This is a genomic window from Tautonia plasticadhaerens (assembly GCF_007752535.1).
Taxonomy (GTDB): domain Bacteria; phylum Planctomycetota; class Planctomycetia; order Isosphaerales; family Isosphaeraceae; genus Tautonia; species Tautonia plasticadhaerens.
On record NZ_CP036426.1, the window covers coordinates 7131893 to 7148745 of the forward strand.

The window sequence follows — 16853 nt, forward strand, 5'->3', positions numbered from 1 at the left end:
GGTGGTTGAGATCCAATGCCGGGGTCCGACCCGGGCCGACCGATCGATCGATCGATCCGGCCCGCCGGGGGCCGACCGGGGCTCGGGTCAGGGCCGGCCCCGCCGGCGCCCGAGCTTCTGGAGCAGGTCGACTTCGGCCAGGGCGCGGGGGAGGTCCGCCAGGGGGACCCGGATCCGGTGGACCGGCCCGTCCCCGGAGTCGTCCCGGGAGACGAGGGCCGGGATGCCCAGGTCACCGAGCCGGGAGGCGACGGCGGCGGCCTCCGGCCCGGTCACGGCGAGGTGGCACTCGACCGTCCGGCCGGGGTCGGGGAGCGAATGCAGCTCGTATTCCGTCGACGGCTCCTCCGCGGAGATTTCCGGGCCGAAGCGGCCCGGCCGGGCCCAATCGTCCGCCGCCGAGATCTCCACGTCGACCGCCCCGCACGAGGGGCAGACCTCGGCGGGGGCCTCCAGCTGGTGGGAGCAATTCCGGCAGGTCCACATCGCCCTTGGCCTCCCCGGCCGGGGTGTCGTGGGGTGGGGTCGCCTCGTCGGTCCGGCCCGGATCCGGCCCGATCGGGCCGGGTCTCCTGTCACAGGCGGACGGCATCCGGCAGCTCGGCCGGGGGCAGCAAATAGCCGAAATAGAAGTCGCCGAAGAGGGCGTAGCGGGCCGAGCTCTCGTCGAACCGCATGGCGTAGACGATGTCCTTCAGGTAGGCCGGGTTGCGGGCCCAGAGGGTCACGCCCCACTCCCAGTCGTCCAGGCCGGTCGAGGCGGTGATGACCTGGGTCACCTTGCCGGCGAACTTCATCCCGCTCCGGCCGTGCTCGGCCATCATCTGGGAGCGGGGCTCGAAGGGCAGCAGGTACCAGTTCTGGTCCCCCTGACGCATCTTGCTCATCGGGTAGAAGCAGCAGCAGGGCCAGTCGGGGAACTCGGGGTAGAGCCGCTGCCGGTTCATCGGGGCCAGGCGGTTCGTGTAGGCGTTCACCTTCGCCTTGAAGGCCGGGCTCTCGGGGTCCATCCCCTCCCGGTCCCGGAGGATGGCGGCGTACTGGTCGGCGTCGGGGACGTACTCGGAGACCTCGGTGATCGAGTAGAACGAGTAGCTGGGCACCAGCGCCGGGCCGAGTGCCGAGGCCTGGATCGCCGTCTCGACGCCGTGGATGGCCCTCAGGTCGGGCCCGGCCAGCATCAGGCCGAAGTCGGCCTTGTGGCCGGGGACGGCGAAGCACTGCCGCTGCTCGACGCCCGGGGACGCGGTCGGGTCGAGCGCGGCCAGCAGCTCCGCACGACCCTGCCGGCGGGCCTCGGGCGAGAGCCGGGAGAGGGCCTCGCGGTCGACCCGGTAGAAGAGGTGGAGGAAGTGCCAGCCGGCCTCCGGCACCAGGGTGGCGGGCGCCTGCTCGGCGGCGGCGGGCCGGTGGCCGTGCTGCATCGGCTGGGTCCGGGTCTCGGGGGCGGCCGGACCTTCGCGTTGGCCCTCGTCCATGGTCGACGTCCTTCCCGGGCGTTTGGGCCCCCGTCCGGCGGCCCGTCTCGGTCCAAACCCCCATTCTAAGGGGGCCGACGCGGGCAGGACAAGCGAGACGGCCCGGGCCCCCGCCGGGACGGTCGGCTCGGATTGACAGGCCGATCTCGGGAGTCCTATAATCCGCCTCGATCGAGACGAAGTCGCTTTGAACACGCCGACTTGCGATCTCCGCCCCCCCCGGCGAGGCACACCACACGCGTTTCACACCCTACTGGACTGGGGAGCCTTCCATGGCCGTTCGTGTTGGCATCAACGGTTTCGGTCGCATCGGCCGCCTGGTCTTCCGCGTCATGGCGGAGCGACCGAATGACTTCGAGGTCGTCGCGATCAACGACCTGTCCGACGCCAAGCAGCTGGCGAACCTCCTGAAGTACGACAGCGTCCACGGCCGCTACCCCGGCAAGGTCGAGGCCGCCGAGAAGGCCATCGTGGTCGACGGCAAGGAGATCCCGATCCTCGCCGAGAAGGACCCGGCCAACCTGCCCTGGAAGAAACTGGGCTGCCAGGTCGCGCTGGAGTCGACCGGCTTCTTCACCGACCGGGCCGGCCTGCAGAAGCACATCGACGCCGGGGCCGACCGGGTCGTCCTCAGCGCCCCGGCCAAGGACAAGCTGGACCTGACCGTCGTGCTGGGCGTCAACGACGACCAGCTCAAGGCCGAGCACAAGATCCTCTCCAACGCCTCCTGCACGACCAACTGCCTCGCCCCGCTGGCCAAGGTGCTCAACGACACCTTCGGCATCGAGAAGGGGCTGATGACCACCGTCCACGCCTACACCAACGACCAGCGGGTGGCCGACCAGATCCACAAGGACGCCTACCGGGCCCGGGCCGCCGCCATCAACACCATCCCCACCACCACCGGCGCCGCCAAGGCCGTCGGCGAGGTGATCCCGGAGCTCAAGGGCAAGCTCACCGGCATCTCCCTCCGGGTCCCGGTGCCGACCGGCAGCATCGTCGACCTGACCACCGTGATGAAGAAGGACGTGACGGCCGACGAGGTGAACGCCGCCCTGAAGCAGGCCGCCTCCAAGGCCCCGTTCGAGGGGATCATCTCCTACGTCACCGACCCGATCGTCTCAAGCGACGTCATCCACGACCCCCACTCCTGCGTCTTCGTGCCCGACTGGACCCAGGTCATGCAGGGGAACCTGCTGAAGACCTGCGCCTGGTACGACAACGAGTGGGGCTACTCCTGCCGGACCGCCGAGCTGATCGCCCGGCTCGCCTCCCTCTGATCCGGGCCCGGCCGACGCCCGGCCCCCCGACGACCCGAAGACGCCCGGCCCCTCTCCCGGAGGGGCCGGGCGTCGGTCCATTCCATCCGTCCGGGTGCCGGTGCCGGCCCGCCTCCCCGAATCCCTCCCCCGAGCAAGAAGGACTCCCGCCTTGGCCAAGCAGACGATCAGGGACCTGGACTTCAACGGCAAGAAGGCGCTGGTCCGGGTCGACTTCAACGTGCCCCAGACCAAGGGCGGCGACGTCTCCGACGACCGCCGGATCCGGGCGGCCCTGCCGACCCTGACCCACATCCTCGACCACGGGGGGGCGCTGATCCTGGTCTCCCACCTCGGCCGACCCACGGGGGACCCCGCCGCCGACGCCCCCTTCAAAATGGACAGGGTCGCCGCCCGGCTCTCGGAGCTGATCGGCCGCCCCGTGCAGAAGGCCGACGACACGGTCGGGCCCGACGCCCAGGCGAAGTGCGCCGCCCTGAAGCAGGGCGAGGTCGTCGTGCTGGAGAACGTCCGGTTCAACACGGGGGAGAAGAAGGGCGACCCCGACTTCGCCCGTCAGCTGGCCGGGCTGGCCGACTGCTACGTCAACGACGCCTTCGGCACCTGCCATCGGGACGAAGCCTCGATGGTCGCCGTCCCCGAGCAGTACCCGGCCGAGTCCCGGGCGATCGGCTTCCTCGTCGAGAAGGAGCTGACGATCCTCGACCAGCTGCTCGGCAAGCCGAAGCCGCCGATGGTCGCGGTGATGGGGGGGGCCAAGGTCTCGGACAAGATCGGCGTGATCGAGAGCCTGCTGAAGAAGGTGGACCGGCTGCTCATCGGCGGCGCCATGACCTACACCTTCCTCAAGGCCCAGGGGCACGAGATCGGCAAGAGCCGCTGCGAGCACGACCGGCTCGACGTGGCCAGGAAGCTCCTGGAGCTGGGGGGGGACAAGATCGTCCTGCCCCAGGACCACCTGGTCACCACCTCGATCGACCCGAAGGAGGCGAAGACCTCGGTGGTCGAGGGCCCCGACCTGCCCGCCGACCAGATCGGCATCGACATCGGCCCGAAGACGGCCGCCCGCTATGCCGAGATCATCAAGGGGGCCGGCACCGTCGTCTGGAACGGGCCGATGGGCAAGTTCGAGGACGAGCCGTTCCGGCAGGGTACGCTCACGGTCGCCCAGGCGATGGCCTCCTCCCCGGCCGTCACGGCCGTCGGCGGCGGCGAGACGGCCGAGGCGGTCGAGCAGTTCGGCCTGGCCGAGAAGGTCTCCCACGTCTCCACCGGCGGGGGGGCCTTCCTGGAGGCGCTCGAAGGCAAGGCGTTCAACTCCCTCGGCGTCATCCCCGACCGGGGCTGATCCCCCCTCCGGGCCGGGCGGTCGGGATGGGGGAGGCACCAGGTTCCTCCCCTCCCCCGCCTGGATTCCGCCCCGATTCGCCGGGATTGGGGGCGATCGGGGCGATCCGGGCGTCCTGTGGGACGGTCGGCGACCCCGATCCCCGACCCCCGCCGGCCGGGCCCGCCCGTCGGCCCGGCATGTGCGATGGGGGGGGATGGGCAAGGCCGGTCGGGAATCGAGGGGCGAGGCGCCTCGCCGGGCCGCCGGCCGGACCGGGGCCGACCTCGCATCCGGTCCCGTCCGGATTCTCTGGACCTGAAGGCCTGGCGGTGTTATAGGAATACGATCGATCCCGGCCCCCGGATGGGGGCCGGATCGGTCATCGGAACGGGCCGGGGCGGCCGATCACCGCGCCGGGGACCGACGTCGCCCGAGGTGATCCGATGCCGAGTGAGCGGACCGAACGACTGCGGAGGTGGGACGGCGCCCCGGCGCCGCTGATCACGCCGTCGCTGCTCGATTGCGACTTCGCCCGGGTCGGTGAGGAGATCCGGGCCCTGGAAGCGGCCGGGGTCGAGGCCCTGCACCTGGACGTGATGGACGGCCACTTCGTGCCGAACCTGAGCTATGGTCCTCCTGTGGTGGCCGACTGGCGGGCCGTCACCGACCTGCCCTTCGACGCCCACCTGATGATCTCCGACCCGGCCCGATACCTCGACGCCTTCGTCGACGCCGGGGCGGACAGCATCCTCATCCACCTGGAGGCCGTCCCGGAGCCGGCCGACCTGCTCGAACGGATCCGGGGCCGGGGCTGCCGGGCCGGGCTGGTGATCAACCCGCCCACCCCCTGGGCGGCCGTCGAGCCGCACCTGGACCGGGTCGACTCGGTCCTGGTGATGAGCGTCATGCCCGGCTTCGGCGGGCAGCAATTCCAGGAGGCCGTCCTGGAGAAGGTGCGGGCGATCCGCCGGGCCCGGCCGGCCTTGCGGGTCGCCATCGACGGCGGGATCAACGCCTCGACCGCCGGCCGGGCCGTCGAGGCCGGCGCGACCCAACTGGTCGTCGGGTCGGCGACCTACCGGCCCGATGGGAACTACGCGGCGTCCCTGGGCGAGGTGGCCGAGGCGGCGCGTCGCGGGCTCGAAGGAGGAGGGGCCGCCGCCGCCGGGGCGGGGGCCTCGCCACCCGAATGACTCAGGTGCTCCTGATCCGGCCCGGTGCCACCGTCTTCGACGAGCAGAACCGGGTCCAAGGAATCCTGGACGTCCCCCTCAGCGAGCGGGGCCGGGCCGAGGTCGCCGAGCTCGCCGACCGCCTGGCCGGCAACGGCCTCGACCTCGCCGCCATCTACTGCGGCCCCGGCGAGAGCGTCGTCCGCACCGCCGAGACCGTCTCCCGGGCCCTGGGCCTGCGGGTCCGCCGCCTGGAGGAGCTGCGGAACCTCGACCAGGGGCTCTGGCAGGGCCTGCAGATCGACGAGATCCGCCGCCGCAACCTCAAGCTCTTCCGCCAGTGGCAGGACGACCCCCGGACCGTCTGCCCCCCCCTGGGGGAGACGGTCGAATCCGCCCAGTCCCGGGTCACCTCCGCGCTCCGGCCGATCCTGAAGCGGCACAAGGACGAGGCGATCGGCCTGGTCGTGGCCGAGCCGATCGCCCGGCTCGTCTCCTGCTTCCTGAGGCGGGACGCCAATGTGCAGCTGCTCGAGCCGGTCCCGACGGGCGACTTCGAGCGGATCGAGGTCGCCGCCGACGTCGGCCGGGACGTCGCCCCCCCCTGACCCGGGCCCGCCCCTCCCTCCCCGAGGGGCCCCCGGGCCATCCCCCTCCCTCCCCCACCCAGCCCGAGCCGAACCGTGACCATGGAACAGACCAGCATCCCCCTCGCCGACGCCCGGATCCCCTCCCCGGCCGCCGCGACCGCCGGAACGAGCACGCCCATGAGCCCCGATCGCAGCCCGGCGAAGGATCTCGGGCCGCTGCCCGCCGCGTCCAAGAAGGTCCCCGAGGGGGTCTGGATGCGCTGCGACGGCTGCTCGGCCACCCTCTTCCGCAAGGAGGTCGAGCGCAACCGGCACGTCTGCCCCCAGTGCGAGCACCACTTCACCCGGGGCGCCCGGGACCGGATCGCCGACCTGCTCGACGCCGACACCTTCGAGGAGTGGTACGCCGACCTCCGCCCGGCCGACCCCCTGGGCTTCAACGACCGCCGGCCGTACCCCGAGCGCGTGGCGGCCGAGCAGCAGCGGACCGGGCTCTCCGAGGCGGCGATCGTCGGCCAGGGGTTCGTCAAGGGGATCCGGCTGGTCTTCGGCATCACCGACTCCACCTTCATCATGGGGAGCATGGGCTCGGTCGTCGGCGAGAAGCTGACCCGGGCGATCGAGGAGGCCACCCGGCTGCGGCTCCCCCTGGTGATCGTCTCCGGCTCGGGGGGCGGGGCGAGGATGCACGAGGGCATCTTCTCCCTGATGCAGATGGCCAAGACCTCCGCCGCGCTGGCCCGCTACCACGCCGCCGGGGGGTTCTTCGTCAGCGTGCTGACCAACCCGACGATGGGGGGCGTGGCCGCCAGCTTCGCCAGCCTCGGCGACGTGATCCTCGCCGAGCCGAAGGCGCTGATCGGCTTCGCCGGCCCGAAGGTCATCCAGCAGACCGTCCGGGTGCAGCTCCCCCCCGGCTTCCAGCGCAGCGAGTTCTTCCTCGCCCACGGCTTCGTCGACCGGATCGTCCACCGCCGGGACCTCCGGAGCACCCTGGCCCAGTTGCTCAACTACGTCACCCCCTGAGCGGGCGGGGTCCGACCCGAGCCTGCCGGGCGCCCCGACGGATCGGGGCGCGGGCCCGGACGCCTCAAGGACGAGGGGCCGACGATGCGACGGATCGCCGAATTCGACGCCCTCCGGGGGGTCGCCGCCGTGGTCGTGGTGGTCTTCCACCTGCTGGAGGACCCGAGGCTCGGGCTGATGGGCTCGGCCGTCGACCTCTTCTTCGTGCTCTCGGGCTTCCTGATCACGTCGATCATCCTCCGGACCCACGAGGCCCCGGGGTTCCTGCGGGGCTTCTACCTCCGACGGGCGCTCCGGATCTGGCCGATCTACTACCTCTCGTTCCTGGTCCTCTGGGCGTACGTGCCGTTCTTCCAGCACGACCCGTCGTTCGAGGGGCTGCCCTACTACCTGAGCTTCACCCAGAACATCCAGCAGAACTGGAAGGGCCGGGTCGCCCCGCATTTCCCGCTCTACGGGCACACCTGGACGCTGGCGATCGAGGAGCAGTTCTACCTGCTCTGGCCCATCCTCGTGCCGATCGTCGGCCGGAAACGGCTGCCCCTGCTGCTGGTGCCGCTGATCGTCGGCCCGATTTTCGCCCGGGTCGCCGGGGTGCCGATCTCGGCGATCGTCGCCCGGTGCGACGCCCTGGCCTGGGGCGGGCTGCTCGCCTGGCTGGCCTCGGGCCCTGGGGCCGACCGCCTGCGGTCGACCCGGGCGCGGTGGGCCTTCGGGCTGATCGGGGCGGCCGGGGTCGTCGGGGTGGTCGGGTTCGGCCGGCTGACCGGGCTGCATTACCTCCAGTGGCCGTACGAGGGGCCGGCGATGCCCCGGGTCTGGGCCTCGCTCCAGATGTCGAGCCTGGGGCTGGCGTACCTGTCGGCGGTCGGGTTCACGATCTCCTCGGCGGGCCGGCCCTGGATGAGGCCCCTGCGGGGGCCGGTGCTGGGATACCTGGGGAGGATCAGCTACGGGCTCTACCTGTTCCACCCCCTGGCCTTCTTCCCGGTCAACCAGCTCCGATACCGGGCCTTCGGCGGGCACGACTGGTTCGTCTTCGACCTGGCGAAGCTGGCCCTGGCGGTCGGCATGGCGGCGGCCTCGTACCGGTTCATCGAGGCGCCGATCCTGCGGTACAAGGACCGGATCTCGTCCGGCTCGGGCTCGGGTGCCGCGATCGCGTCGGCGGTGCCGTCGACGACGGGGGAGGCCGATTCGATCCGGGCCGACCCCGGGGTGCGCCTCCCGGTCCCCGGCGCCACCCATCTCGGGACATCGGCACGCGAGTCGAGGCCGGAGGCCCGGCCGGGCGAGGCCGGCCGGTCGGGGGCGGGGGGCGGGGTCGCCTGATCGTGGTCGGGCCCGTCCTCGGGCGTTGGGTTCGTTTTCTCGGCCGGTCGGTCGGGCCGTTGGGTTCGTTTTCACTGGATCCGGGAGCATCGGGAGTCCGGCCGGGGACGGCGGGGACGGATTCGCATGCCGGATCTCCCGGACCCCATCAGGTTCTCCTCGCCCGGCCCCGTCGAGGTCGATCGGCCGTATCGGCCGACGGATCGGTTCCGCTCCCCTCTCCCCGCCAGCGGGGAGAGGGTCGGGGTGAGGGATCTTGGATTGATGGCAATGCCTTGCGCGTCGTCCGAGGCCCCCTCACCCGGGCTGCGCCCACCCTCTCCCCCGAGGACGGGGGCGAGGGTCGGAGACGGCCGCGTTCGGGAGGGGTCGTCCCGGACGGGTCAGGCCGAGTGTCGGGCGAGGGCGGCGGCGGCGGCGCGTCGGGCCCGTCGGTTGGGCCGGGTCGGGGCGTCGGCCGGGGGGGCGGTCCGGGGGCCGGGTGCCTCGGGGCGGGGCCGGTCGGGGTTCGAGGGCGGTGGGGGCACCGGGGCCGGTCGGGTCCAGGGGGCCCGGGAGGGCGGCCGATCGGCCGGGCGGGCCGGGCCGGGCAGGCCCGAGGGGCGGTCGACGGCGGGGCGGCCCCGGTGGCCGTCGACGACGGGGGAGGCCGCCGGGCGGGACGGGATGGGGAGGTCGTCCGCCAGGGGGTCGGGGGACACCCAGGAGGGGGACTCCTCGACCGGGGACGCAACGGGGACCGGGGGTGCGGCGTCGGTCGCCGACGTCGAGGGGTCGGAGGGGGTCGGCCAGGGGATCGAGGACCGGGGCGGGGGGTCGGCGGCGGGGAGGGCGGCCTTCCGGCGTCGGAGCTGGTCGAGGGCCCAGTCGAGGCGGCGCTGGCAGGCGGCCTCGTAGGACCGGAGGCGTCGGGCGGCGGGGGAGTCGTCGAAGGAGAGGCCGGTCCGGGCCCGATCGCGGTCCCGCTCGTCCCGGGGGTCGAGCACCTCGGCCTTGAGGGTGCGGAGGGCGTCCCGCTCCTCCCGGGAGAGGGCGAGCACCTCGGCGGCGGTCCGGGAGGGGGAGAGGCGGGGGTCGAGGCCCCGGAGCCCGTCGGGGATGCCGAGCAGGTCGGCCAGGAGCCGGCGACGGAGGTCGTCGACCGCGCCGTCGGCCTCGATCACCGAGACGAGCACGGCCCACCGCTCGATCAGCCGGTCGCAGCCCTGGGAGGTCCGCAGGAGCCGGGGGGCGGCGAGCGAGGGGAGGCGACGGAGCCGGTGGGCCAGCTCGGCGGCCTCCAGGGCCCGGTCGAGGTCCCAGGAGTGCTCGGCACGACCGGCCTGGTCGCGCCGGAGGTCCCACTCGACGGCCGGGGCCGCCTCCAGCCGGGCCATCGCCAGGGCGGCCTGCGAGGCGAGGAAGCGGCCGACCTCGTCGTGCTCGGCCACCCGGTACTCGGCCCGGAGGGTCAGCTCCAGCGACCGGGTCCGGTCGGCGATCGCCTCCGGCAGGACGGAACCGGCGCCGGTGAGTCCGTGCCGGGCGGCGTTGCGGCGGCTCCGGTCCTTGCCCTCGGCCGTCCTCGGGCCGGTGGACTTCTGCGCATTCCGGCGATTGGCCTCGATCCGGGCGGGGCTGGCGGTCATGGGGATGGCTCTCGATGCGGTGTGCGTCGGGGGGGGCGACCTCGGCGACGACGGTCGGGACGGCCGGCGGTCCGCTCGGCATCGAGCGAAGTCGGCTTACCCGATAAGATCGTGCGCGGGGCATGGGTGCAGTCACAAAAAGTTCCGGATTTCCCGATCGTCCGGGCTTTTCTCTCCAGACGGGCCCCCTCGCCCGCCGATCTGCTCCAATCGGCAGGGCCGATCGATCGTGCGCGACCGGCCCCGTCGATCCGAACCGGCCCGGAGCCGCCCCCCCTCGATCCGATCCGACGGGGGGGCCCGGCCCCGAGGCCACGATCGAAGGAGGCCGAGGGCGATGGGACGAACGGACGCCAGGAGGAACTCGGGACATCCCCCGGCCGTCGAGTCGCTGGAGGGGAGGCAGCTGCTCAGCGGGGGGGCGGGGTTGCCGCCGGGGTATGCGGCGGGGATCGCCTCGCAGTCGTACCAGGCCGCGAGGGCGGCGCCGCAGTCCCCCAGCCCGCACACGACCCGGGTCTCGGTGGCGACCGACCGGCCGGGGTATTCCCCCGGGCAGCCGATCCGGCTGACCGTGACCCAGGCGGTCGCCGGCCAGACGCCGGTGAACACGGGGACGATGGCCGACGCGGAGGTGATCGTCTCCCGGAGGGGCCGGGAACTCTGGCGGTCCGGCGACGACCGGGGGCCGGCGGTGGCGACCCATCAGCTGGTCACGCTCCAGCCGGGCCAGTCCCGGTCGACGACGATCGCCTGGGACGGCCGGGCCCGGGACGGGTCGGTCGTGACCGGGCCGGTCGAGATCCGGGCCGTGGTGGACCGGGTCGCCTCGCCGCCGAAGGTGGTGCAGATCGGGGGGGCCGGACCGTCGTCGCCGTCGGCCTCCCCGGGGAGGCCCGGGGCCGACCGGCCGTCGCCGGGGCCGGGCCAGTCGACCATCGACGCCGCCCGGATCCGGCAGCTCCGGGAGCGTCAGGCGAGGGCGATGGCCGAGGCGGCCCGGCCCCGCCTGCCGGACTCCCCGGCGGGCCGGTCCCCCTGGCCCGGCGGCCCCGCCGCCCGGCGCTGGCCGGGCCGGGGGGCCTGAGCCGACGACGCCCCGGGGGCCGCACCCCGCCCCCGGGGAGGGGCAGGGGTTAAGGGGCCGTCGATGGACCGCGGCGCCCCGTGCGTCGCCCGGGCCCCCTCGCCCGGCCTCCGGCCAACCGCTCCCCCGAGGACGGGGGCGAGGGTCGAGGATGTGCCGGACGCCGGGGCCCGTCGGCGGCGTCCCCCGGCCGCTTCCCGATCGCTTTTGCGGGGCCGATGGCGTAGCCTCGCTGGGCGAATGGGGACGGGCATCGCGCCCGTCCCCGGGGCCATCGAACCGGCACCGGGGAGCGTCCGACCATGTCCATCGCCGAATCGGCCCCCTGGGCCTCCCTCTCGTCCCACGCCTGGGCGGTCGCGAAGCTCCACCTGCGGGATCTCTTGCAGGACGAAGGGCGATCCCGGGCGATGCGGGTCGACGCCGAGGGGATCGCCCTCGACTTCTCCCGGCAGAACGCGACCGAGGAGACGTTCGCGCTGCTGTGCTCCCTGGCGGAGGAGGCGGAGGTCCCCGGGAAGATCCGGGCCATGTTCCGGGGGGACCGGATCAACACCTCGGAAGGCCGGGCCGTCCTGCACGTGGCCCTCCGGGCGCCGAAGGGGGACTCGATCACCCTGGACGGCTCCGACGTGGTCGTCGAGGTGCACGAAGTCCTGGACAAGATCCGGGCCTTCTCCGAGAAGGTCCGGTCGGGCGCGTGGACCGGGGCGACGGGCCGGCCGCTGACGGACGTGGTGTCCATCGGCATCGGCGGCAGCTACCTCGGGCCCGAGTTCGTGCACGAGGCGCTGCGGACCGACCCCGACTGCGCCCGGGCGGCCGAGGGCAGGCGATTGCGGTTCCTCGCCAACGTCGACCCGATCGACGTGGCCCGGAACCTGGAGGGCCTGAACCCGGAGACGACGCTGGTGGTGGTCGTCTCCAAGACGTTCACCACCGCCGAGACGATGCTCAACGCCCGGACCGTCCGCCAGTGGCTGACCGCGAGCCTGGGCGAGGGCAGCGTGCCGAAGCACATGGTGGCCGTGAGCACGAACCTGGACGGCGTGGAGGCGTTCGGCATCGACCGCGGGAACGCCTTCGGCTTCTGGGACTGGGTCGGCGGCCGGTACAGCGTCTGCAGCGCCGTGGGGGTGGTGCCGCTGGCCCTCCAGTACGGCATGGGGCACGTCGAGCAATTCCTGGCCGGGGCCCACCGGATCGACCGGCATTTCCTGGACGCGCCGATGGGGCGGAACATCCCGGCGATCCTCGGGCTGTTCGGCGTCTGGAACTCCACGTTCCTGGGCCGGGCCGACCGGGCGCTCTTGCCCTACTGCCAGGCGCTGTTGAAGCTGGCGCCGCACATCCAGCAGGTGGACATGGAGTCCAACGGCAAGCGGGTCGGCCTGGACGGCGAGGAGCTGACGTACACCAGCGGCGAGGTCGACTTCGGCGAGCCGGGCACGAACGGGCAGCACAGCTTCTACCAGCTCCTGCACCAGGGCCGGGTGGTGCCGGCCGACTTCATCGGCTTCACCCGGAGCCAGCGGCCGATGGACGTGCAGGGGGAGGCGGTCTCCAACCACGACGAGCTGATGGCGAACTTCTTCGCCCAGCCCGACGCCCTGGCCGTCGGCAAGACGGCCGAGGAGGTGGCCGCCGAGGGGGTGCCCCCCGAGCTGGTGCCGCACAAGGTCTTCCCCGGCAACCGGCCCTCGAACGTGCTGCTGGTCGACGGCCGCCTGACCCCCGAGGCCTGCGGGCGGCTCCTCGCCGTCTACGAGCACCGGACGGCGGTCCAGGGCTTCGTCTGGGGGATCAACTCGTTCGACCAGTGGGGGGTGGAGCTGGGCAAGGTGCTGGCGAAGCGGGTGCGGGAGCAGCTCGCCCGGTCCCGCAAGGGGGGGGCGGCCGTCGAGGGCTTCAACCCGTCGACGACCGCGATGCTGAGGACGTATCTCGGGTCGTGACCCGGGGCCCGGCCGGCCGGGAGGGCGTCGACCCGATCGAATCGGAGGAGACCGCGCGATGGGCCTCGACCTGCTGGTGATCTACGGCTCCGTGCGGACCGACCGCCAGGGGATCCGGGCGGCCCGGTTCGTCGCGTCGGCGTGCGAGGGGCGCGGCCACCGTGCGACCCTGATCGACCCGAAGGAGGTCGACCTCCCGCTGCTCGACCGGATGTACAAGGAGTACCCGGCCGGGGAGGCCCCCTCGGCGATGGAGCGCCTGGCCGGGCAGATCCGGGAGGCCGACGCCTTCATCATCGTCAGCGGCGAATACAATCATTCGATCCCTCCGGCGCTCTCCAACCTGCTGGACCACTACCTCGAGGAGTGGCTCTGGCGCCCTTCGGCGATCGTCTGCTACTCGGCCGGGTCGTTCGGCGGGGTCCGGGCGGGCGTGCAGTTGCGGGCGATGCTCGGCGAGCTGGGGATGCCGAGCATCCCCTCGATGCTGCCCGTCCCCCGGGTCGGCGAGGCCTTCGAGGATGACGGCACGCCCCGGGACGACGCCTGGCACGCCCGGGCGTCGAGGTTCCTGGGCGAGCTGGAGTGGTATGCCGAGGCGTTGAAGCAACGCCGGGCCTCGGGCGTGCCCTACTGAACGGCAGTCGGTCGTCGGGGGGGCGGGGCCGCGCCGGACGATCGACCCGTCCCGGCCGTCGGGGGCGATGGCGTGCATGGCCCCGGAGATGCCGGGGGACTCGATCGGCGGGTCGGGGGTCGCGCCACCGCCTCGCCCGGCCTCCCCTCGGGAGGGGCCGAGGTCGGGGGGGCGGGGATCGGCACGACCCGGCTCGGATCGGTGGGACCGGGCGGGGGGAGACGGGATCGGGGGGGCCCGGATCGGGGCGGGGGCGGGGGCGGAGATCAGCGTTCTCGGTAGACGATCCGGCCCTTGGAGATGTCGTAGGGGGTGATCTCGACGGTCACCCGGTCGCCGGGGACGATGCGGATGAAGTTCTTGCGCATCTTGCCGGCGATGTGGGCCAGGACGCGGTGGCCGTTCTCCAGCTCGACCATGAATTGCGTGTTGGGCAGCGCCTCGACGATGCGCCCTTCGGTCCGAAGCGGTTCCTCTTTGGCCACAAGGCCCTCCAGGGTGGGCCGGGCCCGGCGCCGGCGGGGTGCGGTTGCGAAGCGAGGGTTCTCGGGGGTCGGGCCGCCGGGTCGGCCCGATCGAATCGATCGGTCGCGGGATGGTCTTCGGGGGGTGTCGGGCGGTCGGATCGGCCGGCGAGGCCGGGGGATCCTCGCCCGAGGCAATCATCATTTTATCCGAAGTCGACCGCCAAACCAGCCGGCTTTCCCCGAAGTCGTGACGAGGACGCCCGTTTCCTCCCCGATCAGGCAGGCAGGAAGGGGGGCACCAGCCCCCGGACCTTGAGGGCGACCCGGTGCACGGCGTCGACCGCCGTGATCGCCAGGGCGTCCCCCTCCCGGCCCCACCAGTTCAGGTTCGAGGGCCGCTTCGGCGTGGCGATGATCCCCAGCAGGGCGCCGTCGGGCCGGTAGACCCAGATCCCCTGGGCGACCGCTACGTAGAGCCGGCCCTCGCGGTCGACCTTCAGGCCGTCGGGCCCCCCCTGCTCTCCCGGGTCCATCGTGGCGAAGACGCGGTCGCTGCCCGGGAGCACGGCGCCCGACTCGTCCAGCTCGAAGGCCCGGACGTGGTACTTCGCCGTGTCGCAGACGTAGAGCGTGGCGCCGTCGGGGGCGAAGGCCAGGCCGTTGGGCTTCTCGAACCCCTCGTGGACCACCAGGCGGAGGTCGCCGGCGGTCGTCATCGCGAAGACCGCCTGATATGGCAGCTCCTTCTGGTCGGGACTCGGGACGCCATAGGGGGGGTCGGTGAAGTAGAGCGTGCCGTCGGGGCGGGCGACGACGTCGTTGGGGCTGTTGAGCCGACGGCCCTCGAAGGCCTCGACGACCGCCTCGACCCCGGAGCCGTCGGGATCCATCCGGGAGACCCGCCGGCCGTTCTGCTCGGCGAAGTAGATCTTGCCGTCGGGGCCGAAGGTCTGGCCGTTGGCGGCGCCGTTGCGGTCGCGGAGCAACTCCGCCGGCCCGCCGCCGGGGGGGAGGCGGTAGGAGCATTCGGCGGCGATGTCCTGCCAGATCAGGGAGCCGTCGGGCAGCCAGAGGGGGCCCTCGGTGAACTCGAAGCCGGAGGCGACCGTCTCGAGGGGGCCGTCGACCAGGGCGCTCAGGCCGTCGTCTCGGAGCAATGCGGCCCGGGGCATGGGGGGTCCTCCGTCGGGGGTGGGGGGCGGCCGGGATGCCGGTTGCCGGTTGCCGGATGCCGGTTGCCGGATGCCGGTTGCCGGTTGCCGGACGCCGGGGGCCGGGAAACGGGCAACTCGCGGGCCGAGGGGCCGGATGTTGACCCCCCGGGTTGGTATGATAGCGTGGAATTGGGACGCCCTGCGGCCGGCCGAAGGGGCCGTCCGGCCGGGGAGGACGCCCGAATCGCCTGGGGGTCGCCGAAATGGACTCCGTGCCGCTTCCCGACGAGAAGGACATCCATCGGGCCGAGTCGTTCTTCAAGTACGGCAACGAGGCCGCGGCGAAGGGGAACCTGCCGTATGCGATCGACATGTACAAGAACGCGCTGAAGATCGCGCCGATGGAGCTGAAGTACCGCCAGGCCCTGCGGGCCGTCGGGCGGAAGAAGTTCAACAACGACCCGTCCAAGGTGGGCATGTTCGCCGGGGCGAAGCTCCAGCCGATCCGGCTGAAGATCAAGGCGTCGAAGGGGAGGGGCCACTGGCTGGAGGCGCTGGAGCACTGCGAGGAGGCGTTCGTGGTGAGCCCCTGGGACGTGGGGGCCAGCCGGGACTTCGCCGAGGCGGCCGAGCAGCTCGGCTCCCGCCCCCTGGCGCGGTGGGCGATGGAGGCGGTGCAGGCCCAGGCGGCCGAGGACGTCGCCTTCTGGAAGCAGATGGCCCACGTCTACGCCTTCTGCGAGGACTTCCCGCGGGCGATCCTCTGCTGGGAGCGGATCAAGAAGCTCAACCCGGCCGACGACGAGGCCGCCCACCAGATCAACGCCCTCTCCGCCAGCCAGACGATCCACGGCAGCGGCCTGCACGAGCAGGTCCGCCGCAACGAGGCCCAGCTGGCGGCCGAGAAGTCGGAGGTCGACGGGGAGGTGGAGGCGATCCGGGGCCGCCAGGCCCTCTCCCCCGAGCAGCGGTTCGAGCGCGACCTGCAGGAGGACCCCGCCCGGCCCGGCCCCTACCTGGAGCTGGCCGAGCACTACCGCCGCCAGCAGCGCCTGGACGAGGCCCGGGACGTGCTCGCCCGGGGGCTCAAGGCGCTCCCCGACCAGGCGTCGCTCCGGGACTCGTACGCCGAGGTCCAGATCGCCCGGCTCAAGAAGGCGATCGAGGCCCTCAAACTCCGCCTGAAGGACCACCCCGACGACGCCGAGAGCAAGTCCAAGCTGGCCGCGCTGACGACCAAGCTGGCCGACTACGAGCTGGCCGAGTTCAGGCGGAGGGTCGAGGCCCGGCCCGAGGACCCGGGCCTCCGCTACGAGTACGGCCGTCGCCTGGCCGCCTCGGGCCAGCACGACGCGGCGATCGGCGAGTTCCAGGCGGCCCGGTCGTCCCCGGCCCTGAAGGTGAAGGCGCTGATCGGCGCCGGGGGTTCATTCGAGGCCAGCGGCGTCCCCAAGCTGGCCGAGCGGAGCTACGCCGAGGCCCTGAAGGCCGTCGACGCCGAGGACGTCGAGACCCTCAACGACCTGCACTACCGGCTCGGCCGGGTGGCCGAGCAGTTGGGCAACCACGACGCGGCGGAGTCGCACTACAACGAGGTGGCGGCCAACAACTTCGGCTATCTCGACGTGGCCCAGCGGCTGCGGAGCTTGAACCAGCGGATGTCTTCGTGATACAATCCCGGCTTCGTCGACCGGCGTGACCGCCCCCAGTGCGCGGC

At 72.9% G+C, this 16853-nt stretch carries 15 protein-coding genes; 10 read left to right on the forward strand and 5 right to left on the reverse strand.

Going from position 1 to position 16853, the window contains the following annotated elements; genetic code table 11:
- Positions 1-87 precede the first annotated feature (87 nt).
- Together ElP_RS28440 and hemQ are read right to left on the reverse strand one after the other, a co-directional pair.
- Positions 88-486, reverse strand: coding sequence for a hypothetical protein (locus ElP_RS28440; protein ID WP_145275995.1), 399 nt, complete (start codon positions 484-486; stop codon positions 88-90).
- A gap of 89 nt (positions 487-575) precedes the next feature.
- A complete protein-coding gene (hemQ, locus tag ElP_RS28445; protein ID WP_145275997.1) occupies positions 576-1478 on the reverse strand; it encodes a hydrogen peroxide-dependent heme synthase in 903 nt (300 codons plus the stop codon).
- A 272-nt stretch (positions 1479-1750) separates the two neighbouring features.
- Here hemQ and gap point away from each other — a divergent pair, with 272 nt between their 5' ends.
- The 6 genes from gap to ElP_RS28475 all read left to right on the forward strand — a co-directional run bounded on the left by gap (position 1751) and on the right by ElP_RS28475 (position 8208).
- Positions 1751-2758, forward strand: coding sequence for a type I glyceraldehyde-3-phosphate dehydrogenase (gene gap / locus ElP_RS28450; protein ID WP_145275999.1), 1008 nt, complete (start codon positions 1751-1753; stop codon positions 2756-2758).
- A 151-nt stretch (positions 2759-2909) separates the two neighbouring features.
- Entirely contained in the window at positions 2910-4106 is a 1197-nt protein-coding gene (locus ElP_RS28455) for a phosphoglycerate kinase (protein WP_145276001.1), read from the forward strand.
- A gap of 425 nt (positions 4107-4531) precedes the next feature.
- Entirely contained in the window at positions 4532-5281 is a 750-nt protein-coding gene (gene rpe / locus ElP_RS28460) for a ribulose-phosphate 3-epimerase (RefSeq protein ID WP_145276002.1), read from the forward strand.
- Complete coding sequence (locus tag ElP_RS28465) at positions 5278-5868, forward strand: histidine phosphatase family protein (protein ID WP_145276004.1); 591 nt, start codon at positions 5278-5280, stop codon at positions 5866-5868. Before rpe ends, ElP_RS28465 begins: the two co-directional genes overlap by 4 nt.
- An 81-nt stretch (positions 5869-5949) precedes the next feature.
- Positions 5950-6876 (forward strand): acetyl-CoA carboxylase, carboxyltransferase subunit beta, encoded by a 927-nt coding sequence (gene accD / locus ElP_RS28470; RefSeq protein ID WP_231749871.1) that lies wholly within the window; start codon positions 5950-5952, stop codon positions 6874-6876.
- An 84-nt stretch (positions 6877-6960) separates the two neighbouring features.
- On the forward strand, positions 6961-8208 hold the full coding sequence (locus ElP_RS28475; protein WP_145276006.1) for an acyltransferase family protein: 1248 nt from the start codon (positions 6961-6963) through the stop codon (positions 8206-8208).
- A 383-nt stretch (positions 8209-8591) separates the two neighbouring features.
- On the opposite strand, the gene ElP_RS28480 is transcribed toward ElP_RS28475, so the two are convergent.
- Positions 8592-9836: a hypothetical protein gene (locus ElP_RS28480; protein WP_145276008.1), complete on the reverse strand. Its 1245-nt coding sequence runs from the start codon at positions 9834-9836 to the stop codon at positions 8592-8594.
- A gap of 337 nt (positions 9837-10173) precedes the next feature.
- On the opposite strand from ElP_RS28480, the gene ElP_RS28485 reads away from it, so the two are divergent.
- The 3 genes from ElP_RS28485 (at position 10174) to ElP_RS28495 (ending at position 13515) form a co-directional block, all read left to right on the forward strand.
- Positions 10174-10923 (forward strand): hypothetical protein, encoded by a 750-nt coding sequence (locus ElP_RS28485; protein WP_145276010.1) that lies wholly within the window; start codon positions 10174-10176, stop codon positions 10921-10923.
- Positions 10924-11225: 302 nt separating this feature from the next.
- On the forward strand, positions 11226-12878 hold the full coding sequence (pgi, locus tag ElP_RS28490) for a glucose-6-phosphate isomerase (protein ID WP_145276011.1): 1653 nt from the start codon (positions 11226-11228) through the stop codon (positions 12876-12878).
- Between the two features lie 58 nt (positions 12879-12936).
- The gene (locus ElP_RS28495; protein WP_145276013.1) at positions 12937-13515 is read left to right on the forward strand and encodes an NADPH-dependent FMN reductase; all 579 of its coding nucleotides are present in this window, start codon (positions 12937-12939) and stop codon (positions 13513-13515) included.
- Positions 13516-13781: 266 nt separating this feature from the next.
- On the opposite strand, the gene infA is transcribed toward ElP_RS28495, so the two are convergent.
- Together infA and ElP_RS28505 are read right to left on the reverse strand one after the other, a co-directional pair.
- Positions 13782-14000, reverse strand: coding sequence for a translation initiation factor IF-1 (gene infA / locus ElP_RS28500; RefSeq protein WP_145276015.1), 219 nt, complete (start codon positions 13998-14000; stop codon positions 13782-13784).
- A gap of 257 nt (positions 14001-14257) precedes the next feature.
- On the reverse strand, positions 14258-15154 hold the full coding sequence (locus ElP_RS28505; protein WP_145276017.1) for an SMP-30/gluconolactonase/LRE family protein: 897 nt from the start codon (positions 15152-15154) through the stop codon (positions 14258-14260).
- 245 nt (positions 15155-15399) lie between these two features.
- Between ElP_RS28505 and ElP_RS28510 the strand changes: the two genes are divergently transcribed.
- Entirely contained in the window at positions 15400-16806 is a 1407-nt protein-coding gene (locus ElP_RS28510) for a tetratricopeptide repeat protein (protein ID WP_145276019.1), read from the forward strand.
- Positions 16807-16853: the final 47 nt, after the last annotated feature.

Coding starts and splice junctions, on each gene's coding strand:
- ElP_RS28475 (WP_145276006.1), top strand. CDS start 6,961: ATGCGACGGATCGCCGAATTCGACGCCCTCCGGGGGGTCGCCGCCGTG.
- ElP_RS28465 (WP_145276004.1), top strand. CDS start 5,278: ATGACTCAGGTGCTCCTGATCCGGCCCGGTGCCACCGTCTTCGACGAG.
- pgi (WP_145276011.1), top strand. CDS start 11,226: ATGTCCATCGCCGAATCGGCCCCCTGGGCCTCCCTCTCGTCCCACGCC.
- ElP_RS28505 (WP_145276017.1), bottom strand. CDS start 15,154: ATGCCCCGGGCCGCATTGCTCCGAGACGACGGCCTGAGCGCCCTGGTC.
- gap (WP_145275999.1), top strand. CDS start 1,751: ATGGCCGTTCGTGTTGGCATCAACGGTTTCGGTCGCATCGGCCGCCTG.
- ElP_RS28510 (WP_145276019.1), top strand. CDS start 15,400: ATGGACTCCGTGCCGCTTCCCGACGAGAAGGACATCCATCGGGCCGAG.
- hemQ (WP_145275997.1), bottom strand. CDS start 1,478: ATGGACGAGGGCCAACGCGAAGGTCCGGCCGCCCCCGAGACCCGGACC.
- accD (WP_231749871.1), top strand. CDS start 5,950: ATGGAACAGACCAGCATCCCCCTCGCCGACGCCCGGATCCCCTCCCCG.
- ElP_RS28485 (WP_145276010.1), top strand. CDS start 10,174: ATGGGACGAACGGACGCCAGGAGGAACTCGGGACATCCCCCGGCCGTC.
- ElP_RS28440 (WP_145275995.1), bottom strand. CDS start 486: ATGTGGACCTGCCGGAATTGCTCCCACCAGCTGGAGGCCCCCGCCGAG.
- rpe (WP_145276002.1), top strand. CDS start 4,532: ATGCCGAGTGAGCGGACCGAACGACTGCGGAGGTGGGACGGCGCCCCG.
- ElP_RS28480 (WP_145276008.1), bottom strand. CDS start 9,836: ATGACCGCCAGCCCCGCCCGGATCGAGGCCAATCGCCGGAATGCGCAG.
- ElP_RS28495 (WP_145276013.1), top strand. CDS start 12,937: ATGGGCCTCGACCTGCTGGTGATCTACGGCTCCGTGCGGACCGACCGC.